Raw genomic sequence first — 21,785 nt, 5'->3', positions numbered from 1 at the left:
CCGCTGCGCTACATGCCGCTGGGGTAGGTTTCCGGAGGCTCGGTATCCGGGCTTAACGGTACATCGAAAGCGTCCAGCGCTCGCGTGTGATCGATAAACAGAAAGGCATCGTAGCGCCTAGGCACTAAGGTGGGCACATAATTGCTTCGACGCTCTGCCTCAGGGTGGTACACCACACCAATGGCTCGATGATCCAAACTCTTGTCGAGGCCCGGAATTCCGCCATCGTCGCTGCCATTGAATACGAGTAGGCTGTTTTGCTTGTGCATGGTAGTTGTCGAGACGGCGAGGCCGGGCGCTCCCGCCCTGTGCAGCAAGTCTTCCAAACTATTTACGCGGGCATGAGGCATGCGCATCGCTTGCATCGGTGCTCCCCATTCCCGAGCTGCGATCACCGTGCCGCTGTGAGTTCCAAAGCCGACCAGGCGCACCACACCGGGCTCCGGATGCGCTTCCCGTATCAGCTGGCCGACGTTCACCATGCCGGCCCTGGCCATATTGGTGAATCTAGCGTCGCCCACATGCGTGTTGTGCTCCCATACGACCGCCCTGGCATGCGGGCCGTGGTAATCCATCAGCCGTTCCAGCGTTTCCGTCATGTGGCGGTCCCGCACATTCCACGAATTTTGTCCGTGCTGGATCATGGCTCGATAGTATCTTTCAGCGCCCCGTGCAATCAGGGCATTTTGTTCCGCGTTGTAGTAGGCCTCACGGTCGTCCTGCTGGTAGGCGGGCGCTTTTGCGCGCAGCGCCCTGAGCACCGCCACGGTCTCGTCTTCGCACGACGCGGGCACCATGACGGTAGCCCGTGCATAGGCTTGCGCATCTTCGCCATAAGGCTCGAAACACATATAGGCGCGCCTTGCGGCTCGGGCCAGCGCGGGGTCAACGGTTTCCAGGTAGTTCACGACTGCGGTCATGGAGTCCCACAGCGAATAAACATCCAAGCCATAGAATCCGATCCGCTGCTCGGGCTCTAGTTGCAGATTGTGCAGGCGCAGCCATTCTGCCAGTTCCGCGATTTCGCGATTGGACCACATCCAGGTCGGCCAGCGGTCGAAACTTCGCAGCACTTGTTCTGCGCTGTCGCCAGAGTCCGCATACGCTTTTACGTATCGATTTACCCGATAGCAGTCGGGCCAGTCCCCCTCGACAGCGATAAAGGAGCATTGTCTCTGCTGAATCAGGCGCTTGGTGATGGCGGCACGCCAGGCGTAGAACTCGTGGGTACCGTGCGTGGCTTCACCCAACAGGACATAGCGGGCTCGTTTAATTTTATTCAGCAATGGCGCAAGGTCTTCGTCCCCCTGCAGTGGCCGGGCCGCAGCGCGTAACGCCTTAACGAGTTCATCGTGGTTTTTGCCGACCATACCCAAGAACCTCGGAAAAGATTGCCTTTCCCGTCGCTGACGGAGTACCGTTTTATCTTACACGCTTATTTGCGGGGAGGGCGTATGAAACTTGAAGGGTCTTGCCATTGTGGTGCTGTCGAATTCTCGGTGTCGAGTTCGACGCCCTATCCTTATCAGCGCTGCTATTGTTCCATCTGCCGTAAAACCCAAGGCGGAGGCGGATACGCCATTAATCTCGCCGCTGATGCAAATACTATGGAGGTCAGGGGAAGCGCCAGTGTATCGGTGTATCACGCCCGCATGCCTGGAAAAGGGCAGGCGTTGGCGAAGACCAGTACGGCCGAGCGACACTTTTGCAAGCGTTGCGGCAGCGCCTTGTGGCTATTCAGTCCAGAATGGCCCGACTTGATCCATCCGTTTGCATCGGCGATCGATACACCCTTGCCGACACCGCCGGAACATACCCATTTGTTGTTAGATTCAAAAGCGTCGTGGGTAGAAATCGATAAACACAAGGGCGATAAATTTTTCGATGGGTATCCCCAGGAATCCATTGCCGAATGGCATGAGCGTCTGAAATTGACTTCTAACTAGCCAGCACGACGACTCCGCTCAACGCCACGGCTACGGTTGGTGCTAGACTATTTTTTTACCTTATATAGCAGATAGGACAATCGATGGCCGCTTTTCTGCCCGTATTAAAAATTGCATTGCCTTATATCACCCAAGTGGTCACAGCCACGCTGCCCATGTTCACCTCGAAGACAGCGGGTGAAAAGCCAGATGAAGTCATCCCTAAACAGATTGCCGAGTTGCAGTCGGCCGTTACCCAAAATGCGGAAACGGTCAAAGGGCTTGCGATGCAATTGAAGGAAAGCATCGAAAGCGTCGATGCAGCGGCGGCACGGTTTCAAGAACAGCTGGTTTTTTTGAAGCGTGTCGCCATTACCGCAGGGGTCGTGGCCCTGGTCGCGATCTGCCTCGCCATTTGGGCAATTGCGTCCCGATAACGCGCTTCACCTTGTGCCACTAACGGCCGCCGGCCACGTCGTTTGACGCAGCCGCCTGGCATACGAATTGCTCCGTCTCCCACGACCCATCGGGTCATATACCAGGAGACAACCATGAGAAAACTTTTAGCATTCGCCATATGCTCTGCTTCGTTCGCCATGGCGCCTGCGCTGTATGCGCAAAGCAGCGGAGCCCCCACGTCTAGCGGTGCGCCATCGCCATCGGGCGACGCTACGAAAAATCAGGCGCCTGCCGCCGGCACGACTCCCACACCTAAGGGCAGCATGGGCGGTACCAGCTCAAGTTCGGGGTACAAAGGCACGGCGGGCGCAACCATGGGCGAGGGTCACAAGTCCAATGGCGACAAGGGCAGCGCTACTGATCCCATGAAAGCGCGTGACCAGATTGGCGGAAAGCCGACCGAAGGCGCACCGAAGGGCGCCACCCCTCCGGGGACTAGCGCCAACGATAGCAATGCAAGCAAGAGCGGCACTGGCGGAAAGACGGCGCAGTGATGCGTGCTGATGAGGCCGGATTTGCTCTATCGCGCCTAAAGGTTGAGTGAGTTACAGGTGCATTTACGGTTTCTTCTGGCCGGACCTATTGTCGACCGGCGGAGCTCCCGGCGTGGCGCGGCCGGGGTCTGCCGCGGCTTTCGGCGAGACACCAGGGGGGAAATTGCCTTTTTCAGTAAGCGCGTTCGGGTCAACGGGATGATTCAACAGTGAGCGGTCTTGTGTCTTTGGTTTGTCCGGCTGATGGCCTGGAGACGTTTCCGCCTCATAGGACTTCTTTTGGATAGGTTTGGCTTTGCTATCTCGATCGACTGGCATGGCGGGCCTCTTAAAAAAACTACAAGTTGTACCGTAATACGGGCAAACCGCGTTCCCGCCGTTAAGTCCACAGCGGCATGCGGCCGTGTTGTGGCATCCAGGCACGTGCGATGCTGGGGAGTCGCGCCTTGAACAATCACCGCATTGCATTGCATTGGTACGGGGAATGTGGGCTTATATGACACGCGATTCAGTTCGGGAGACAGGCATGAGAGCACTCAGATGGCATGGCAAGCACGATATTCGGTGCGACACAGTTCCAGACCCCATCATTGAACAGCCACGGGACGCGATTATCAAAGTCTCCGCCTGCGCAATCTGCGGATCCGACCTTCATCTGTTTGATGGTTTCATGCCTGGAATGCAATCGGGCGACATCATGGGCCATGAATTTATGGGCGAGGTCATGGAGGTGGGCAAGGACAATAAGACGCTGAAAGTGGGCGATCGTGTGGTCATCCCGTTCACCATTTTTTGCGGGGAATGCGAACAGTGCCGTCGCGCCAATTACGCGGCATGTGAACGTAGCAACCGCAACCAGGATGATGCCGCCAAGATGTTTGGCCACAGCTGCGCCGGTCTATTCGGCTATACCCATATTACTGGCGGCTATCCGGGCGGGCAGGCCGAATATGTTCGGGTGCCGCTGGCCGACACGACCCATGTAAAAGTTCCAGATGGTCTTACCGACGAACAGGTGCTATTCCTGGGCGATATATTGCCAACCGGGTGGCAGGCTGCCGTCCAGTGCGACATTGAGCCTACCGATACCGTCGCCATATGGGGCGCCGGGCCGGTTGGTCAGATGGCCATACGCAGCGCTCTACTACTGGGTGCGAAGCAGGTGGTGGTTATCGACCGCGTGCCGGAACGCCTTTTAATGGCCCAGCAGAGCGGCGCCATGACCATCAATTTTGAAGAAGAAAGCGTTTTTGAACGCCTTAACGAAATAACCGACGGCAGGGGTCCGGAAAAATGCATAGACGCGGTGGGCATGGAGTCGCACGCCACCGGGTCAATCGACTCCATATATGACCGGGTAAAGCAGGCGGTGATGCTGGAAACCGACCGACCTCACGTACTGCGCGAAATGATCTATGTATGCAGGCCGGCAGGTGTACTCTCGATTCCGGGTGTATATGGCGGCTTGATCGACAAGATTCCTTTCGGGGCATCGATGAATAAGGGGCTGACCTGGCGCATGGGGCAGACCCACGTCAATCGCTGGACCGACGACTTGCTGAATCGTATCGCCGAAGGGCAGATCGATCCGTCGTTTGTGATTACCCACCGGGAAACGCTGGAACGCGGCCCGGACATGTACAAAACCTTCCGCGATAAGGAAGACGGCTGCATCAAGGTGGTACTGAAGCCCTGACCCGGTCTTGCCGGCGCCGGTCAGGCCGCCGTAGGGCTCGCGTTATTTGCCGAATTTCCCAAATTTGAGCGCCAGGAGCTCCACGAAAAGACGGACCCGCGACGATAGCTGATGGCGCTGGTGGTAAACGGCATATATGCTTGCCTGGGGGGTGGAGTACTGCGGCAGAACTTGCACCAAGGCACCACTGCGCAAATGGCGCTCAATGTCCCACTCCGCACGCATCACGATTCCGTGACCTTCCAGTGCCCAATTCACCGCGATTTCGCCATCGTTGGTGGTCAGGTTGCCGCGCACGTGGACGGCTTCCGTTTGTCGCTGTGCCTGTCTGACCGACGTTAGTCGCCAAACGCCATAAGCATCGCTACCCTGGCGAATGCCGATGCAATTGTGGCGAGCCAGTTCCGGGGGCGTCATAGGTACGCCATGATCCTGAAGGTACTTTGGGGACGCACACAGCAAGCGTCGATTTGGCGCAAGCAGCTTGGCGACGATGCGAGCGTCCGGAGGTTCCCCGAACCGAACGCAGACGTCGAACGCATCGCTGCTTAGCGAAGGCGGGTCGGCCGACAACTGTAACTGCACATCGGTGTCAGGGTACATCCTGCAGTACTCGGAAATGACAGGGGCCACGTGCATACGGCCAAAGCCCAGGGTGGCGTTGACCCGGAGCAGGCCGCTTGGGCGGCCCTTGGCATTCGTTAATAGCTGCTCCAGATCATTGATCTCGCCCAGAATCCTTCTGGCGTGCTCAAGAAAGACCTCGCCTTCAGGGGTTAGCCCCATCCGACGGGTAGTCCGTATCAGCAGCGGCATACCAATCCGCGTCTCCATCTGTCCAAGCCGCTTGCTGACCGCAGCGGTTGTGAGGCCCAGGTTCCGTGCTGCGGCGGTCAAGCTGCCCGCCGTTGCGACGGAAGCAAAAAAGCCCAATTCGGCAGGTTGGATGACGCTACTTGCACTTGAACTCATGTCATTCTCAACTCTAGGTTAACAATGCTTTAACTTTAGCCACGATCCAAAACGGCGTCCAGGAGTAAAAATCCGCTCAAGAGGTTTATTGGCAAACTTAACCGAGAGACAGGAAATGAAGACATACAAAATCGCTACGATTCCGGGAGACGGTATCGGCAAAGAGGTAGTGCCGGCAGGCCGTAAGGTGATGGAGGCCTTGGCCGCCCAGAACGCGGAGTTTCGCTTTGAGTTTGAAAATTTCGACTGGGGCGGCGACTACTACCGTAAACACGGCATGATGATGCCCGAGAATGGTCTTGATGCGCTACGCGCCAAGGATGCCATTTTGTTCGGCTCGGCCGGAGACAACGAAATTCCCGATCACATCACGTTGTGGGGACTACGCCTGAAGATATGTCAGGGTTTCGATCAATACGCTAACGTACGTCCAACGCGCATTCTTCCCGGCATCGACGCTCCGCTCAAACGCTGCGCACAGGAAGACCTGAATTGGATTATCGTGCGCGAAAATTCCGAAGGCGAATACTCCGGCGTAGGAGGCCGGGTTCATCAAGGGCATCCCATTGAAGCGGCGACCGATGTGTCCATCATGACCCGTGTAGGCGTGCAGCGAATCTTGCGCTTCGCCTTCAAGCTTGCCCAAGCACGCCCTCGCAAGCTGCTTACGGTAATCACGAAGTCCAACGCCCAGCGCCACGCAATGGTGATGTGGGACGAAGTCGCCCTGGAGGTATCCAAGGAATTTCCGGATGTCACCTGGGACAAGGAACTGGTGGACGCCGCCACGGCGCGTATGGTGAATCGTCCGAAAACCTTGGATACTATCGTCGCCACCAACCTCCATGCCGACATTCTTAGCGACCTGGCCGCAGCGCTGGCAGGTAGCCTGGGCATCGCCCCAACTGCCAATCTTGATCCCGAACGCCGCTATCCCTCCATGTTCGAACCCATCCATGGTTCAGCTTTCGACATCATGGGCAAAGGGCTGGCCAACCCGGTAGGCACGTTCTGGTCTGTAGTGATGCTGCTTGAACACTTGAACGAGCATGAAGCAGCACAGGGCCTGATGGCGGCCATCGAAGCGGTGACCGCAAATCCAGCGCTTCATACACGAGACCTTGGTGGTACAGCGACGACCGACGATGTGACCAAGGCGGTTTGCGATTACCTGAAGTCTGGCCAGCAAGCCCCGCTTACACAGGCGACCGTGGCGTCGTAGAAGATAAAAAGATCCGAAGAGACTAAACCTAAAATTACAACAGGAGACTATCCATGCGCACTTCCCTTACTTTCCAGCGGCTATTCGGCGTTTCGCTGGTGGCGATTGGACTCGGAGCAGCCTTACCCAGCGTCGCACAAGAATGGCCCACCAAGCCCATCAGCCTTATCGTGCCTTTTCCCACCGGCGGTACTACCGACGTCCTGGCACGGGCCCTTGGCGACGAATTGTCCAAAAATCTAGGACAGCCGGTGATTGTGGAAAGTCGTCCTGGCGCAGGCGCGACCATTGGTGCGGACTACGTTGCAAAGGCAAAGCCCGACGGCTACACGCTCTTAATGGGCGCCGTCCACCACACGATCGCCACCAGCGTCTATAAAAAGCTGCCTTACAGCTTTCAGAAGGACTTCGCACCCATCGCTACGGTCGCAATGGTACCCAACGTGCTGGTCGTCAACGTCGCAAAAGCGCCGGTCGCCAACGTAGCGGAATTGGTCTCCCTGGCAAAGAAGTCTTCTACCGAGCTTGCTTACGGTTCGAACGGAAACGGCACCGCGCAACACCTTATCGGTACACAGTTCCAAAGCGCTACGGGCGTGCGTTTACTCCATGTGCCATATAAAGGCAGCGGTCCACTGACGACAGATCTGTTAGGCGGCCAGGTGACCATGTCTTTCGATACGCTGACCCCGGTGCTCCCGCATATCCAGTCCGGAAAGCTCCGTGCATTGGCGGTGGCCACCGCCAAGCGCTCTAGCGTATTGCCTGACGTGCCAACGCTGCAGGAAGCGGGCTTAGGCGAGTTCGATATCGGAACGTGGTTCGGTGTGCTGGCGCCGGCGGCAACGCCCAAGGCCGTTGTCTCGAAGCTAAGCACCGAAATGATGAAGATCATCAAGTCGCCGGATTTCCAGCAACGTTTGCGTCAAGTGGGCGCAGAGCCGCTGGTTAGCACGCCAGACGAGTTCGCCCAGCGTATTAACGATGAAACGGTCAAGTTTGCAAAGCTCGTCAAGGCGGGGAACGTGGCGATCGAATAAAAGGATCGCACTTAACCCATCCTGCCAAGCAGAAGGGCCACTATTTCCAGTGGCCTTTTTTTTTTTGCAGAATCGGGACGAATACTGGCCCGAAAATCGACTTTCGAGCCTCACGTTACAGAGGCTTTTTTTCGTTTGGCCGGGTAAAGGAAATGCACGTGAGAGGCTCAAGTAAAGCAGCGTAAGTCCATCGGGACGCAGGGCTTGTGTACGCAGACATTATAGTCAGTAAAGTTGTTGACAGTTTTGTTTTGAGAACTGTATATTTAATTTCACTCTTGAAAGCAGTATGGATTTCCCGTATCGGCACGGACATCCTTGAAACACTGACCGCCATGTTCAATCCGCTACCGGCCATTGCCCTGCTCCCGCTTGCCCTGATCTGGTTTGGTTTGGGCGAAGGAAGCCTCGTCTTTGTATTGATGCACTCCGTACTTTGGGCCGTCGCATTGAACACCCATTCAGGCTTTTTGTCGGTGTCGCCTACGCTGCGGAGGGTTGGCCGCAACTATGGTTTGAGCGGGTTCTCGTACGTTAGGCAAATACTTATTCCGGCAGCATTTGCGAGCATCCTGTCGGGGTTGAAGATCGGATGGGCGTTTGCCTGGCGAACGTTGATTGCGGCAGAGCTTGTGTTTGGCGTGAGCTCGGGTTCCGGCGGGTTAGGCTGGTTCATCTATGAAAATAAAAACATGCTTGAAATACCCAGCGTCTTTGCCGGTCTGTTCATGGTGATTCTGATCGGGCTGTTCGTGGAAAACGTCGTATTCAATTCTTTGGAAAAATGCACTGTCCGTCGTTGGGGCATGCAAAACTAAGTGGAATAGCATGATTCCGGACTGGGCGCTGGAACAACTGCCTTCGCTGTCCATATTCGCCGAACTCGCTAGTGCCACTTTTGTCGGCAGCCTCATGCGAGGTTATTCCGGGTTCGGCGCCGGCCTGCTGATGGCGCCAGTGTTCAGCTTGCTGATGTCGCCAACTGATGTTGTTGTGCTTGTGCTTGGCATCAACCTGCTGACGACGTTCCAGTTGCTGCCGGGCGCCTTGCGCACCGTAAATTGGCGGCTCGTTTGGAGGCTGTTCATTCCATCATTGCTTGGGCTCCCCATTGGTCTTGGCATGCTGCATATGGTTGATGCAGCCGTCATGCGCAAGCTGATAGCCTTCATCGTGATACTGGTATCCCTGTTGATGTTGATCGGATGGCATTACAAGGGCCGGCGCGGTTTGATTCAGGATTCGTTGGCCGGAGCGCTAAGCGGTTTTATGACGGCTATCGGCGGTATAGGTGGGCCGCCGGTCATCTTGTATATGCTCTCGGATCGTTCTTTGCCGCTCGCTGTCATTCGCGCAGTCAGTCTCGTCTATTTCAGTCTGGCCCAAGTGGTGACCCTGGCGCCTTTGGCCGTAGGTGGCTCGCTGACGCTGCGGCAGGGCGTCTATATAGTGGTTCTATTGCCCGCGGCGGTCGTGGCCAGCCTGTTAGGCGCCCAGTTGCACAGGTGGTCGATGGGCAAGCATCAGGAACGCGTTAGGTTCATTTCGTTGTTTATGTTGCTGGCAATCGGCGTTACGGCTGCAGTGGTGTAGAAGGCGCGCGTTAAAGGCATACGCGAACCGGTGAGCATACCGGGCGCACAAAACAAAAGGGCCACTATTTCTAGTGGCCCTTTTCTGCGGCGAACCGCAGGAATACTGGTGCCGGTTAAAGGAGTTGAACCCTCGACCTTCGCATTACAAGTGCGCTGCTCTACCAACTGAGCTAAACCGGCAAGACCGACATTCTACCCTTTTTTTTAATTTTGTGTTTTTACTGTTGAAAAGCCCCTTTTGTTCAGCGCGAGCACTATGCAGCGTGAACGGTGATACGATTGCCCGGTTAATTCGCACGCTATATTCTGGCGGCGCTTCGGCGCCACTTCTTTGATTTTCTCAAGGTGAGTCATGCAAGTTCCGGTCAATCGTTTTAAGCGCGCCATCCTGGCGGGTCAGCATCAGTTGGGCCTTTGGGTTTCGTTGAACAGTCCCTACAGCGCTGAAGTGGTGGCCGGGTCGGGTTTTGACTGGCTGGTGCTTGATACCGAGCATGCGCCTGGCGACGTAAGCTCGATCCTGGGTCAATTGCAGGCGGTGGCGCCTTACCCAGTGTCGTCAGTTGTGCGTCCTAGCTGGAACGAAGCGGTGCAGCAAAAGCGCTATCTTGATATTGGTGCACAAACGCTGTTGATTCCTTATGTGCAGAACGCCGAAGAGGCCGCGCGTGCGGTGGCGGGCATGCGCTACCCGCCCCAGGGTATTCGCGGTGCTGGCGGTACCATGCGTGCGAGTGCTTTTGGACGAATGGGCAACTACGCCCACGAATGTCAGGAAGAGCTTTGCCTGTTGGTGCAAATCGAGACGCAAGAAGGGCTGGATAACCTCGAGGAGATCGCCTCGGTCGAAGGCGTCGATGGCATTTTTATTGGGCCGGCCGACTTGTCGGCAAGCTTGGGTCACCTGGGTGACATGAAGCACCCCGATGTTCAGCGCACCATAGAAGACGCCATAAAGCGAGTTCGGGCTTGCGGCAAGGCGCCTGGCATACTGACCTTCGACGAGACTCTGGCGAAGCGGTATATCGAGCTTGGCTGCTTGTTTACCGCCGTGGGCATGGATCTGGCGATTCTGGCTCGCGAGACCGAGAAACTCGCGGCCCGCTTCCGCGCCTGACCCACCTGTCTTCTATATGCCTTTAGGTTATATGCAAAGGCTAAATAAATCGTTATGTTGAATAAGCCTTCCTTTAGAATAAGCAGTTATTAGGGCGCGCCATAGGGTGGGCTTATTCGAATGTGCCTCGCAGGGGCTTTAGCAAGGAAGCTTAGAATGTTGTTGAAGAAACTTATTACAACGGCCGCGTTTGCCGCAACGCTGGCCGCAACCGGCACCGCTGGTGCGCAGACCTCCTTGCTGAATGCATCGTTTGACGTGGCTCGCGAGACGTTCGCTGCCATTAACCCTAAGTTTATTCAGCACTGGAAAAAAACGACGGGTGAAGATGTCAAGATCGACCAGTCGTTTGCGGGAACGTCGCGCCAGGCGCAAGACATCGCGCAAGGCAAGAAGGCCGACACGGTTACGTTCAATCAGGTCACCGACATTGAATTCCTGGTCGATCGTGGGTTTGTGGCCAAAGACTGGGCCAGCAAGTTTCCCCACAATAGTTCTCCTTACTACAGCACCATTGCATTCCTGGTGCGCAAGGGCAATCCTAAAAACATCAAAACCTGGGACGACTTGGTCCGCAGCGATGTGAAGCTTGTCTTCCCGAACCCGAAGACGTCGGGTAACGCGCGCTACACGTATTTGGCTGCGTGGCTATATGCCAATCAGCAATTCAAGGGCGACGAAGCCAAGATCAAGGAATTCGTAAGCAAGCTGCTGCATAACGTGGAAAGCTTTCCCACCGGCGGTCGCGGCGCGACAGTGGCCTTTGCCCAAAACGGACAGGGCGACGCGTTGCTGACTTTCGAGTCCGAGGTGCTCAACATTGCTAATGGGCCCGATTTCAAGGCAGATGGCTACGAAGTGGTTGTGCCACCTGTCAGCATCCTGGCCGAGTTCCCAGTCGCTGTCGTCGATAAGGTGGTCGACGCCAAGGGTACTCGCAAGCTGGCTACGGAATACTTGAAATTTCAATACGATCCGGAAATCCAGCAGCTTCTGACGACGTTCAACTATCGTGTCAACGATCCGGAAGTTGCCAAGAAAGCTGAAGCACAGTTTGCGAAGGTCGAGCTCATCAACCCGACCCAGGTGCTGGGCAGCTGGAACGATATTCAAGCCAAGCATTTCGGTGCCAACGGCGTCCTTGACCAACTTCTGGCCAAGTAATCAAGGGCGTTAAGGCCAAGATGTAGCGCTTGAAGCGTTAAATTCGTGTAAAAGCAGTGGGCCATCGTCGTTTTGACGGGGCCCATTGTTTTATTATTGGGGCCTGGATTTTTTAGATGCCCTTTGGCATTACCTTATTCCGTTTCCCGATCAAACCTGAACGCCAAGGCGAAGCGAACATTACTTGCCTAAGGCAAGCGAAGCCGGCGAAGGGCACGACTGATCGGGAGGAATTATATGTGTTCAGCAAGGTTGTAAGTGACTACCAAGACACCGCGTTTTTTTCTGCAAAACCCGCTTTTGCCCGGTTTCGGACTGACGTTCGGATTCAGCGCCTTTTATTTATCGCTTTTCCTGTTGTTTCCGCTGTCTGCACTGCTGGTGTATGTCAGCGGCATGAGTCTGGCCGAGTATTGGCAGGCGATCAGTGACAGACGCGTTGTGGAAAGTTACTACACCACGGCCACCGCCGCGTTCTATTCAACCGTTATTGCCACAGTGGTGGGCTTTATCATTGCGTGGATCATTACGCGCTACGAATTTCCGGGCCGGCGCCTTATCGACGCGCTGGTCGATTTGCCGTTTGCCTTGCCGACATCGGTGGCGGGACTGACATTAGCCACGTTGTTGGTCCCTAACGGTTGGCTCGGCCAGTGGTTTGCGTCGTATGGCATAAAAATCGCCTATGCCTATCCCGGTATTGTCGTCGCCATGACCTTTACCAGTTTGCCCTTCGTCGTGCGCGTCGTGCAGCCCGTTATGGAGGACATGGCGGGCGAGTTCGAAGAGGTCGCGCAAACGCTGGGGGCCCGCAAGTGGCAAATATTCTGGCGCGTGATCTTGCCGCCGTTGCTGCCCGCCATGATCACCGGTTCATCGCAGGCTTTTATTCGTAGCCTTGGCGAATTTGGCGCGGTCATCATGATCGCCGGTAACATTCCGTTTAAAACTGAAGTGTCTTCCCTGATGATTTTTGTTCGTTTGCAGGAATTTAATTACCCCGCGGCGGCCGCGATTGCTTCAGTCATACTGCTGGCCTCGTTGCTGTTGCTATTTACGCTGCAGGTCGTGCAAGGCCGCTTCCTGGCATGGACAGGAGGCCGATAATGAAGAAGCCAGTCCAGGCCCATCAATGGGCGCTTATCGTAACGGGCATGGTGCTCGTCATATTGTTGTTGATCATTCCCTTGGCGCTGATCTTCAGCCTCGTCATAAAGGGTGGCTGGGAGCTTCTACTTGCGAATCTGCAGGAAGACTTCATGCTGCATGCCATTGGGCTGACGTTGTTTGTCACCGTGCTCACGGTACCGCTGAATATGCTGTTCGGCATCGCTCTGGCATGGTGTGTGACGCATTTTGATTTCAGGGGGCGCCGCGTGCTGACGACCCTTATCGACATTCCCTTTGCGGTATCGCCGGTGGTGGCGGGCTTGTGCTACCTGGTCGTATACGGAGTAGAAAGTGTTGTAGGCCGATGGTTGTCGACGCAGGGCGTGCAGCTTATGTTTGCGTGGCCGGGCATTCTTCTGGTGACGATCTTCGTGACGTCGCCCTATGTTGCGCGAATTTTGATTCCCGTCATGCAGGCGCAGGGTAGCGACGAGGAGGTCGCCGCTTTAAGTCTTGGTGCCACGGGCTGGCAGATTTTCAGCCGCGTGACCCTACCGAATATCAAGTGGGCGTTGTTGTATGGCGTGGTGCTGACCAATGCGCGCGCCATCGGCGAGTTCGGCGCGGTGTCGGTGGTGTCGGGCACCATCATGAACCAGACCTTGACCCTGGCATTGTTGGTCGAGCAATTGAATAACGATTACAAGACGGCTGCGGCCTTCACGGCGGCTGCGCTGCTGGCGTGCATGGCCATGCTTACCGTATTCATGAAGAACTTTCTGGAGTGGCGCTTAAGGGTGGCGACCCGGCGTGAAGCGCTGTAGGGTTCTAGTGGGCATTTAATGCGGCCGTGATCACACGCCGCATTACCCTTGAACTGGTTTCTTTCTTACTTGACGATCGTCAGGCGCGGCGGTTTGGGGTCGCCGGAGGACGAATCAGGGTTGCCTTTGCTTGTGGTGTCCGCATGCTCGACCACGGCTTTGGGCCCGCCGCCTGCAGGGTCCGCCAATTCGCCACCTGGATAAGGCTGCGATTCTGCCACGTCAAAACCCATACCCGCACCAGTTTCCCGCGCGTAAATCGCCGATACCGCTGCAACCGGCACGAATATCTGTTCAGTGACGCCGCCAAATCGTGTCTGGAATTCGATATAGTCGTTCCCCAGGGTGAGGCGGTTGGTGGCCAGAGTGCCGATGTTCAGCGTGATCTGGCCATCATGAATATGCGCGAGCGGAACAATCGTATTGGCGTCTACGGTAACGACAATATGAGGGGTGTAGCCGTTATCGGTACACCACTCGTGCAGCGCGCGAATCAGATAGGGTTTGGTTGATGACTCTTGCATGGCCTGTATAGCGTTAGCGACGCATCACCTTTTCAGATGGCGTCAGTGCCTCGATGTAAGCCGGGCGCGAAAAAATGCGTTCGGCGTATTTCTGGATGGGGGCGGCATTTTTTGGTAGTTCAATACCGTAGTGATCCAGACGCCACAGCAAAGGGGCTACGGCCACGTCCAGCATCGAAAACTCTTCGCCCAGCATGTACTTGTTTTTTAACAGCATGGGTGCAAGTTGCGCAAGCCTGTCGCGAATATTCTGGCGCGCGAAATCTTGCGCCTTGGTATCGCTGGAGGCACGGTTTTCAAGAACCGATACGTGCACGAAAAGTTCTTTCTCGAAGTTGTACAGGAACAGACGCGTACGGGCGCGCATGACCGGATCCGCAGGCATAAGCTGGGGATGGGGGAAGCGTTCGTCGATGTACTCGTTGATGATGTTCGATTCGTACAGAATCAGATCGCGCTCGACCAGGATAGGTACCTGGCCGTAAGGGTTCATGACCGAGATGTCTTCGGGCTTGTTGTACAGGTCGATATCGCGGATTTCAAAATCCATGCCTTTTTCGAATAGTACAAAGCGGCAGCGTTGGGAGAACGGGCAGGTCGTTCCAGAATAGAGCACCATCATGTCGCGGATTCCAATCGTAGAAATAAGAACAAGAGCCAACCGTAGTATGGCTCCGAAAAGGGAAATAGGCGTATCAATCTACGCCTATTTCTTTACCGGTAGCTTAAACGCAGTGCCTGATGGGCACTACCGGTGCTGCGGACTGCTTTATTTGACGTGTTTCCAGTAGGCCGCGTTCAGGCGCCATGCAACGACAAGGAAAAGACTAAGGAACAGCAAGACCCAGACGCCCAGTTGCTTACGCTGAAGCTGCATGGGTTCGGACATCCAGCCCAGGAAGTTGCTAAGGTCGGCCACATTGTTGTCGAACGCAGCGGCATTGCTTTTGTTGGCTGGAGCCAGTATAGCTTTATCTGCTGCCGAGCCATTGTAGCCCTTCAGCTCTTCGGTCTTGATAACCGAGAAGCCTTGGGGGTCGTAGTTGGCTACGGTACGTTCCCACACTTTTGTGCCATCAGGCTTCTCGGCCTCGTGGATGGTAGTGTGATCCAGCCCGACTGGCCCCTGAAGCTGCCACAGAACGTTGGGCATGCCCACGCTTGGGAAGACCAGGTTGTTCCAGCCAGAAACCTTGGAGGTATCGCGGTAGAACGTGCGCAGGAAGGTGTAGACGTAATCGACGCCGGACGGGCCCATGGTGGTCGACTTGGCGCGCGCAATGACGGACAAGTCGGGCGGAGCCACGCCTAGCCATTGCTTGGCGTCTTGCGGAGTCATGGCGATGGTCATCAGGTCGCCAATTTTATCGGTCGTGAACAACAGATTCTTTTTGATCTGTTCTTCGGTCAGGCCGATTTCAGTGAGCTTGTTATAGCGCATTGAACTGGCGCTATGGCAGCCCAGACAGTAGTTGACGAACAACTTGGCTCCGTTTTGCAAAGAAGACATGTCGTTGATGCGGTCGGGTGCTTGGTCCAGCTTGTAACCGCCGGTTGCGGCAAACGACACCGCGCAGGTCAGTGACAAAGCAATGGTACCTATCAGCTTTTTAATCATGATCATTCCGTAACGTGTTGGTGGCCTTAATGAGCGCTAAAGGTGATGCGGTCGGGTACGGGTTTGAACGTACCCAGGCGGCTCCAGACCGGCATGGCCAGGAAGAAGCCCAGATAGATCACCGTGCCGATTTGGCTCATCAGGTTGAAAGTTGGATTAGGCGCTTGCGTACCCAAATAGCCCAACACCAGGAAATTAACGATGAAGATAGCGTAGAAGTACTTGTGCCAGGTTGGACGGTAGCGGATGGACTTGACCGGTGAGTGGTCGAGCCATGGCAGGAAGAACAGGATGACGACCGAACCGCCCATAGCGACCACGCCCCAGAATTTGGCGTCGATCGTGCGGAACAGCACGGCGACGACGATCAGGATAACGGGTACTGCAATGCGCCAGATGCCTTTCAAGTTGCCCTTGGCAAACAGAACGACGGCAGCCAGTACCGATGCGCCTGCAAGAATCCAGGTGAAGTCGGCAGTCGTTGCACGCAACATGGAATAGAACGGCGTGAAATACCAGACCGGAGCGATATGCGGAGGCGTTTTCAGCGAGTCGGCAGGAATGAAGTTGTTGTACTCAATGAAGTACCCACCCATTTCTGGTGCGAAGAAAACGATCGCGGCAAAGACGATCAGGAAACCGGCCACGCCCACAAGATCGTGCACCGAGTAGTAAGGATGGAAAGGAATGCCATCGACAGGGTGACCGTTGCGATCTTTGGGGCCTTGCTTGATCTCGACGCCGTCAGGATTGTTCGAACCCACTTCGTGCAAGGCAATGATATGCGCCACGACCAGGCCGATAAGCACCAACGGCAAGGCAATCACGTGGAAAGCAAAGAAGCGATTCAGTGTTGCGTCGGAAACCACGTAGTCGCCGCGAATCCAGACCGAAAGTTCAGGCCCGATGAAAGGAATGGCGGAGAACAGATTGACAATAACCTGTGCGCCCCAATACGACATCTGGCCCCAGGGCAACAGATAGCCCATGAAGGCTTCACCCATCAAGCACAGGAAGATGGCTACGCCAAAAATCCAGACCAGCTCGCGAGGCTTGCGGTACGACCCATAGAACAGGCCACGCAGCATATGCAGGTAGACCACCACGAAGAACATGGAAGCGCCGGTAGAGTGCATGTAGCGGATCAACCAGCCCCATGGCACTTCTCGCATGATGTATTCGACTGACTCAAACGCCAGTTTGGCATCGGGCTTGTAATTCATGACCAGGAAAATACCGGTCACGATCTGGATTACGAGCACCAACAGTGCGAGCGATCCAAAAAAGTACCAAAAATTAAAGTTTTTTGGTGCGTAATATTCGGACATGTGCTCTTTGAACAGGGAGCTAAGCGGGAAGCGCCTATCTATCCAGCCCAAGAGTCCTGTCGTTTCGACGGTTTTTTCGCCAGCCATGAAAACGGCTCCTTTATATCTTACGAGGCGTGTAACGGGTTCAGTGTCTTGGGGCGCCGCGGGGCACCCCAATTCGGAGCTTTAGCCTTTGTTGTCTTCGTCGATGCCGATGACGATGCGGGTACCATCGGCCGAAAACGTGTAGGGCGGGACTTCGAGGTTGTCGGGAGCGGGCTTGTTCATGAAGACCCGTCCGGCTAAGTCGAAGTAGGAACCGTGACACGGACAAAAGAAGCCGCCTGCCCAATCGGAAGGCAGGCCGGGTTGCGGGCCGGTCGCGAACGCCGGCGAAGGTGAGCAGCCAAGGTGAGTGCAAATTCCGACGCAAACGAAGAGTTCAGGCGTGCGCGAGCGGAAGTCGTTCTTGGCATATTCCGGGGTGTAGCCGGGACGATCGGAGTTCGGATCGGCCAGTTGTTTATCGTGTGCTTCGTTGACCAGGCCTTCGAGCTGGGCCTTGGTGCGATGCATGATCCAGACCGGCTTACCGCGCCATTCGACGGTACGCATTTCGCCCGGGGCGATGTTGGAAACGTCGACTTCGACCGGGGCTCCGGCTGCGCGCGCCTTTTCCGACGGCGCAAAGGAACTGACAAAAGGGACTGCCGTTGCGACGCCCGCCACACCACCGACGGCACAGGCGGAAGCTACCCAGAAACGGCGCGACGGATCGGGTGGAAGGTTGGAATCAACCTCACCGGAATCATCGAGCTGTGTCGTAATCTGACTCATTCTAGTATCCTTATTCATGCCCCTCCGGGGCATACCATTCACTGTTTTTAGCTGTGTACTATCCTATTAGCCGCGTATTATAGCGTTAGCCCGCCTTCGGGTGAAAATTTCAAAGGAAGACGACATGAGCAAAGCACGGGGTTTCCTCCAGGAATTTCAAGAGTTCGCCGTTAGAGGCAACATGATTGACCTTGCGGTCGGGGTCATTATTGGTGCGGCGTTCGGCAAAATCATCGATTCATTGGTTAAAGATATCATCATGCCCGTCGTTGCTTTCCTTGTGGGCGGCCAGGTCGACTTCACCAATCAGTTCTGGATATTGCGGGCGCCTGAAGGCTATGCGGGTCCTCGAACCTACGACGCCTTGACCAAGGCCGGCGCAGTGGTGCTGTCGTGGGGAAACTTCCTCACCATACTCATCAACTTCATCTTATTGGCCTTTGTGGTGTTTTGCCTGGTGAAGGCGGTTAATTCAGCGCGCAACCGGCTCTTGAAGCAGGCCGAGGCCATTCCTGTGGCGCCTGCCGAAGAGGTCGTATTACTGCGCCAGATTCGCGATTCATTGCAAAAGTAGGCGCGGCGGCGTATAGGCCGCCAAACGGTTAAATCGGGTTATCCAAGTCGATGAAGTCGACACGAATACCGAATTTGTTTTCGATCGCCTTGCCCAGGGCTTGCACACCATAGCGCTCGGTCGCATGATGTCCGGCCGCAATAAAGCTCGTGCCCGTCTCCTGAGCCAGGTGAAAGCTGGGCTCAGACGCCTCACCTGTAATGTACACATCGGCTCCAGCGGCCACGGCGGCCTCTAACATGCTTTGGGCCCCGCCTGTGCACCATGCTACACGTTGTATCTGCTGTTGTGAATTGCCCACAATCAGGGGCGCTCGTTGCAAAGCATTGCAAATGCTCCGGCCAAGTTGTTCCAATGACTGCGGCACTTTGCACCGACCCAGCCATACTAGGCCATCTGGGCCGCAAACGATGGGGTTGCCTTCGGCGTCGCGATCCACCTCAAGGTCCAGCACACGGCCCAGTTGTGCGTTATTCCCCAGTATGGGGTGCGCATCCAGAGGCAGATGGTAAGCGAAGACATTCAGCTCGTTTTGCAGTGCCAGGGTCAGCCGCTTGCGCTTGGGGCCGCGTACACAAGGGTTCTCGTTTTTCCAGAACCACCCGTGGTGCACCAATATCGCATCGGCTCCGCGGGCAATAGCCGCTTCCAATAACGCCTGCGATGCCGTAACTCCGGTGATAATGTGACGGATTGAAGCTTTGCCTTCGACCTGCAGCCCATTCGGACAATAGTCCTTGAAGCGCTGAGGCTGTAATGTGGCATCGAGCCAGTCGGCGAGTTCTTGTGTAGATACCTGATTCATTGATTGCTTTTTCCTTTTAGCCTTATGCATCGATTCTGGTTGCTATTTGCCCAAACCGTGACGGTATGCCTGGGTATTTTATTCATCGTCGCAACCCTGCGACCGGAATGGCTGAAAACGTCTCCGCAGACCACTGCGCCGATCGCGACGTCGCCCGCCACACCGGCCAGCAAGACCATTCGGCCAGAGGTCTCATACGCCAGCGCGGTCGCCATGGCCACCCCCGCGGTCGTCAACGTATACACCAGAAAGCTCATTGAGGTCCCGGCCCTTCCCTTGCCGGATGATCCGGAGTTCAGCCGTCTGTTTCGTGATATTCCGGGTTTCAGTCGCCGCAAGGAATCGACTAACCTGGGTTCCGGCGTGATTGTGCGTAGCGACGGTTATATTTTGACCAACTACCATGTCGTAGAGGCCGCAGACGCCATCGAAGTGGCGTTGAGCGACGGGCGTGAGACTCGGGCCGAACTGGTGGGGGCCGATCCCGAAAGCGATCTGGCGGTGCTGAAGATTAACCTTCCAGGCCTGTCGGCCATCGCATTCAATGGCGAGCATGAAGTACAGGTAGGCGATGTGGTGCTTGCTATAGGGAATCCTTTTGGCGTCGGTCAGACCACCACAATGGGAATTGTATCCGCGTTGGGCCGTAATCGACTGGGCATCAATATCTACGAAAATTTCATCCAGACCGATGCGGCAATCAACCCGGGCAACTCCGGCGGCGCGCTGATCGATACCACGGGGCGTTTAATCGGTATTAACACGGCAATCTATTCCGAAACCGGCGGTTCGCTGGGGATAGGCTTTGCCATTCCCGCCCAGGCCGCCGCCACGGTGCTCGAGCAAATCATAAAGAATGGCACGGTAACGCGTGGGTGGCTGGGTATTGAACCCCAAGACATTACGCCGGAACTTGCCAAAGCCTTCAAGCTGGAAAGGGACGACGGTGTAATAATTGCCAGCGTGCTAAGGAACGGTCCGGCGTGGCGGGCGGGCATCAGGGTGGGCGATATTGTCCTGCAGCTGAATGGCCAGGAAGTAATGGATTCGATCGGCTTTTTAAATCAGATTGCGCCGCTTGCGCCGCGCGAGGACGTAACCTTGCTGATATTGCGGGACGGCAAGAAACGGGACGTTACGGTGCAGGTCGGTACACGCCCCCGCATCCGTAAGCCCTGATTCGTTTACTCGTGATGCGTCGCGACGTCGTCGGCGCTATCGTCGTCTTCGCGCTGAACTTCGCGCTTTTTAAGCGCGCTGGCAATCAGTACGCCCAGTTCGAACAACAGGCATAAGGGCACGGCCAGCATAAATTGGCTAAGCACATCGGGTGGCGTTACGACAGCCGCGATAACGAATGCGCCGACAATGACGTAACCACGCGCTGCCCTAAGCTTTTCCACCGTGACCATGCCGCTTTTAACCAGCAGAATAACGGCAATGGGCACTTCGAAGGTTACGCCGAAGGCCACGAACATCGTCATGACGAAGCTTAGGTAAGCTTCGATATCAGGCGCCGGGGTAATCGATTGCGGCGCAAAATTGGCGATAAAGTGAAAAACGGTGCGAAACACCACGAAATAACAGAACGCCATGCCCAGCAAGAACAGCAGGGTGCTGGACGCGATGAGCGGCAAAGCCAGTTTCTGTTCATGCTTGTACAGGCCAGGTGCGACAAATGCCCACGCCTGATACAGCACCACGGGCAGGGCCAGCACGAACGCCGCCATCATGGTCACCTTGATAGGCACCATGAACGGCGTAATGACGCCCGTGGCGATCATGCGGGTGCCTTCCGGCAGCGATGCCAGCATGGGCTGCGCAAGCAAGTCGTAAATGACTGAGGGCCCCGGGTAGATGAACAGTACGATGAACACCGCCAGGATAGCCATTACGGCACGCAAGAGGCGGGTGCGCAGCTCGACCAGATGCGAGATGAAGGTGTCTTGCGAAGAAGAGGCGTCGTGCGTCATGCGGGCGTCTCGGTGTCAGGTTTTTTTACCGGAACCGGCTCGGCTTGAGGGACTCCGGGTAGCGGCAACGTTGCCGTGTCGGGCGATGCCAACGCGGGTTCCGCGGAATGATCTGCCACCGCAGGAGGTTCCATCAGTGGTTCGGAAACATACTCGGCGGGTTTTTCGGCATTCTTTTGGGGGCCGGCTTCTTCCTTGATGTCTTTGACCAGGTTATCAACCGAAACAGAGGCGCCCTTAAGCGCTTTCTGGGCTTCGTCCAGCGGCTGGCGCAGGCTGTCGCTGGCATCCTGCATGGACGACTTCACCGACTTGGCGGCGTCTTCCATCTGGCCCTTGAGACTACTTAGTTCATCAAGGTCCATTTCGCGTTGGATATCGGTTTTAACGTCGCTGACATACCGCTGGGCGCGGCCCACCAGGTGTCCGAGCGTGCGCGCTACCTTGGGCAGCCGCTCGGGCCCGATAACGATCAGCGCAATTACGCCGATAAGCAGCAGTTCACTGAAGCTGACGTCAAACATCG

General features: G+C 55.9%; 24 protein-coding genes, 1 tRNA gene and 1 pseudogene. 14 read left to right on the top strand and 12 right to left on the bottom strand.

Annotation, left to right across the window (positions count from 1 at the left end):
- Positions 1 to 8: 8 nt before the first annotated feature.
- A complete protein-coding gene (locus EKL30_RS10495) occupies positions 9 to 1,370 on the bottom strand; it encodes an erythromycin esterase family protein (RefSeq protein ID WP_126707176.1) in 1,362 nt (453 codons plus the stop codon).
- An 84-nt stretch (positions 1,371 to 1,454) separates the two neighbouring features.
- Between EKL30_RS10495 and EKL30_RS10490 the strand changes: the two genes are divergently transcribed.
- The 3 genes from EKL30_RS10490 (at position 1,455) to EKL30_RS10480 (ending at position 2,878) form a co-directional block, all read left to right on the top strand.
- A complete protein-coding gene (locus EKL30_RS10490; RefSeq protein ID WP_126707175.1) occupies positions 1,455 to 1,946 on the top strand; it encodes a GFA family protein in 492 nt (163 codons plus the stop codon).
- An 83-nt stretch (positions 1,947 to 2,029) separates the two neighbouring features.
- Positions 2,030 to 2,362, top strand: a complete 333-nt coding sequence (locus tag EKL30_RS10485) for a hypothetical protein (RefSeq protein ID WP_126707174.1) — start codon at positions 2,030 to 2,032, stop codon at positions 2,360 to 2,362.
- Positions 2,363 to 2,476: 114 nt separating this feature from the next.
- Positions 2,477 to 2,878, top strand: coding sequence for a hypothetical protein (locus EKL30_RS10480; RefSeq protein WP_126707173.1), 402 nt, complete (start codon positions 2,477 to 2,479; stop codon positions 2,876 to 2,878).
- A 63-nt stretch (positions 2,879 to 2,941) separates the two neighbouring features.
- On the opposite strand, the gene EKL30_RS10475 is transcribed toward EKL30_RS10480, so the two are convergent.
- Entirely contained in the window at positions 2,942 to 3,196 is a 255-nt protein-coding gene (locus tag EKL30_RS10475) for a hypothetical protein (protein WP_126707172.1), read from the bottom strand.
- A gap of 208 nt (positions 3,197 to 3,404) precedes the next feature.
- Between EKL30_RS10475 and EKL30_RS10470 the strand changes: the two genes are divergently transcribed.
- Positions 3,405 to 4,574, top strand: a complete 1,170-nt coding sequence (locus tag EKL30_RS10470) for a zinc-dependent alcohol dehydrogenase (RefSeq protein ID WP_126707171.1) — start codon at positions 3,405 to 3,407, stop codon at positions 4,572 to 4,574.
- Positions 4,575 to 4,616: 42 nt separating this feature from the next.
- Here the strand turns inward: EKL30_RS10470 and EKL30_RS10465 are convergent, their stop codons facing one another.
- Positions 4,617 to 5,546, bottom strand: a complete 930-nt coding sequence (locus EKL30_RS10465) for a LysR family transcriptional regulator (protein ID WP_126707170.1) — start codon at positions 5,544 to 5,546, stop codon at positions 4,617 to 4,619.
- 115 nt (positions 5,547 to 5,661) lie between these two features.
- Between EKL30_RS10465 and EKL30_RS10460 the strand changes: the two genes are divergently transcribed.
- The 4 genes and pseudogenes from EKL30_RS10460 to EKL30_RS10445 all read left to right on the top strand — a co-directional run bounded on the left by EKL30_RS10460 (position 5,662) and on the right by EKL30_RS10445 (position 9,401).
- A complete protein-coding gene (locus EKL30_RS10460; protein ID WP_126707169.1) occupies positions 5,662 to 6,768 on the top strand; it encodes a tartrate dehydrogenase in 1,107 nt (368 codons plus the stop codon).
- Positions 6,769 to 6,821: 53 nt separating this feature from the next.
- Positions 6,822 to 7,808 (top strand): tripartite tricarboxylate transporter substrate binding protein, encoded by a 987-nt coding sequence (locus EKL30_RS10455; protein WP_126707168.1) that lies wholly within the window; start codon positions 6,822 to 6,824, stop codon positions 7,806 to 7,808.
- Positions 7,809 to 8,074: 266 nt separating this feature from the next.
- A pseudogene (locus EKL30_RS10450) lies at positions 8,075 to 8,626 on the top strand (ABC transporter permease); the annotation flags it as partial.
- Between the two features lie 10 nt (positions 8,627 to 8,636).
- On the top strand, positions 8,637 to 9,401 hold the full coding sequence (locus tag EKL30_RS10445; protein WP_126707167.1) for a sulfite exporter TauE/SafE family protein: 765 nt from the start codon (positions 8,637 to 8,639) through the stop codon (positions 9,399 to 9,401).
- Between the two features lie 106 nt (positions 9,402 to 9,507).
- On the opposite strand, the gene EKL30_RS10440 is transcribed toward EKL30_RS10445, so the two are convergent.
- Positions 9,508 to 9,583, bottom strand: a tRNA-Thr gene (locus EKL30_RS10440).
- A 172-nt stretch (positions 9,584 to 9,755) separates the two neighbouring features.
- On the opposite strand from EKL30_RS10440, the gene EKL30_RS10435 reads away from it, so the two are divergent.
- The 4 genes from EKL30_RS10435 (at position 9,756) to cysW (ending at position 13,618) form a co-directional block, all read left to right on the top strand.
- On the top strand, positions 9,756 to 10,520 hold the full coding sequence (locus tag EKL30_RS10435; RefSeq protein WP_126707166.1) for an aldolase/citrate lyase family protein: 765 nt from the start codon (positions 9,756 to 9,758) through the stop codon (positions 10,518 to 10,520).
- Between the two features lie 156 nt (positions 10,521 to 10,676).
- Entirely contained in the window at positions 10,677 to 11,684 is a 1,008-nt protein-coding gene (gene cysP, locus EKL30_RS10430) for a thiosulfate ABC transporter substrate-binding protein CysP (protein ID WP_126707165.1), read from the top strand.
- A 258-nt stretch (positions 11,685 to 11,942) separates the two neighbouring features.
- Positions 11,943 to 12,791 carry a sulfate ABC transporter permease subunit CysT gene (gene cysT, locus EKL30_RS10425; RefSeq protein ID WP_233583010.1) on the top strand — a complete coding sequence of 283 codons (849 nt, stop codon included), beginning with the start codon at positions 11,943 to 11,945 and terminating at the stop codon, positions 12,789 to 12,791.
- Positions 12,791 to 13,618 carry a sulfate ABC transporter permease subunit CysW gene (cysW, locus tag EKL30_RS10420; RefSeq protein WP_126707164.1) on the top strand — a complete coding sequence of 276 codons (828 nt, stop codon included), beginning with the start codon at positions 12,791 to 12,793 and terminating at the stop codon, positions 13,616 to 13,618. The genes cysT and cysW overlap by 1 nt, the downstream gene beginning before the upstream one ends.
- Positions 13,619 to 13,683: 65 nt before the next feature.
- Here the strand turns inward: cysW and EKL30_RS10415 are convergent, their stop codons facing one another.
- The 5 genes from EKL30_RS10415 to petA form a co-directional block, all read right to left on the bottom strand.
- Entirely contained in the window at positions 13,684 to 14,142 is a 459-nt protein-coding gene (locus EKL30_RS10415; protein WP_126707163.1) for a ClpXP protease specificity-enhancing factor, read from the bottom strand.
- A 13-nt stretch (positions 14,143 to 14,155) separates the two neighbouring features.
- The gene (locus tag EKL30_RS10410; protein ID WP_126707162.1) at positions 14,156 to 14,764 is read right to left on the bottom strand and encodes a glutathione S-transferase N-terminal domain-containing protein; all 609 of its coding nucleotides are present in this window, start codon (positions 14,762 to 14,764) and stop codon (positions 14,156 to 14,158) included.
- 147 nt (positions 14,765 to 14,911) lie between these two features.
- Positions 14,912 to 15,766, bottom strand: a complete 855-nt coding sequence (locus EKL30_RS10405; RefSeq protein WP_199748535.1) for a cytochrome c1 — start codon at positions 15,764 to 15,766, stop codon at positions 14,912 to 14,914.
- 20 nt (positions 15,767 to 15,786) lie between these two features.
- Entirely contained in the window at positions 15,787 to 17,175 is a 1,389-nt protein-coding gene (locus EKL30_RS10400) for a cytochrome bc complex cytochrome b subunit (protein ID WP_126707160.1), read from the bottom strand.
- Between the two features lie 81 nt (positions 17,176 to 17,256).
- A complete protein-coding gene (gene petA, locus EKL30_RS10395; protein ID WP_126707159.1) occupies positions 17,257 to 17,907 on the bottom strand; it encodes a ubiquinol-cytochrome c reductase iron-sulfur subunit in 651 nt (216 codons plus the stop codon).
- 124 nt (positions 17,908 to 18,031) lie between these two features.
- Between petA and mscL the strand changes: the two genes are divergently transcribed.
- Positions 18,032 to 18,481, top strand: coding sequence for a large conductance mechanosensitive channel protein MscL (gene mscL / locus EKL30_RS10390; protein ID WP_126707158.1), 450 nt, complete (start codon positions 18,032 to 18,034; stop codon positions 18,479 to 18,481).
- Positions 18,482 to 18,509: 28 nt separating this feature from the next.
- On the opposite strand, the gene EKL30_RS10385 is transcribed toward mscL, so the two are convergent.
- Positions 18,510 to 19,286, bottom strand: a complete 777-nt coding sequence (locus EKL30_RS10385) for a Nif3-like dinuclear metal center hexameric protein (RefSeq protein WP_126707157.1) — start codon at positions 19,284 to 19,286, stop codon at positions 18,510 to 18,512.
- Positions 19,287 to 19,310: 24 nt separating this feature from the next.
- Here EKL30_RS10385 and EKL30_RS10380 point away from each other — a divergent pair, with 24 nt between their 5' ends.
- Positions 19,311 to 20,465 carry a trypsin-like peptidase domain-containing protein gene (locus EKL30_RS10380; protein WP_126707319.1) on the top strand — a complete coding sequence of 385 codons (1,155 nt, stop codon included), beginning with the start codon at positions 19,311 to 19,313 and terminating at the stop codon, positions 20,463 to 20,465.
- Positions 20,466 to 20,470: 5 nt separating this feature from the next.
- Here the strand turns inward: EKL30_RS10380 and tatC are convergent, their stop codons facing one another.
- Both tatC and tatB read right to left on the bottom strand, forming a co-directional pair.
- Positions 20,471 to 21,259: a twin-arginine translocase subunit TatC gene (gene tatC, locus EKL30_RS10375; protein ID WP_126707156.1), complete on the bottom strand. Its 789-nt coding sequence runs from the start codon at positions 21,257 to 21,259 to the stop codon at positions 20,471 to 20,473.
- Entirely contained in the window at positions 21,256 to 21,783 is a 528-nt protein-coding gene (gene tatB / locus EKL30_RS10370) for a Sec-independent protein translocase protein TatB (RefSeq protein ID WP_126707155.1), read from the bottom strand. The genes tatC and tatB overlap by 4 nt, the downstream gene beginning before the upstream one ends.
- Positions 21,784 to 21,785: the final 2 nt, after the last annotated feature.

Origin of the sequence: Candidimonas sp. SYP-B2681 (genome assembly GCF_003971065.1) — a bacterium.
Classification (GTDB): domain Bacteria; phylum Pseudomonadota; class Gammaproteobacteria; order Burkholderiales; family Burkholderiaceae_B; genus Pollutimonas.
Note: the sequence above shows the minus strand (reverse complement) of the source record. Positions and strands in the feature narration are given on the sequence as shown.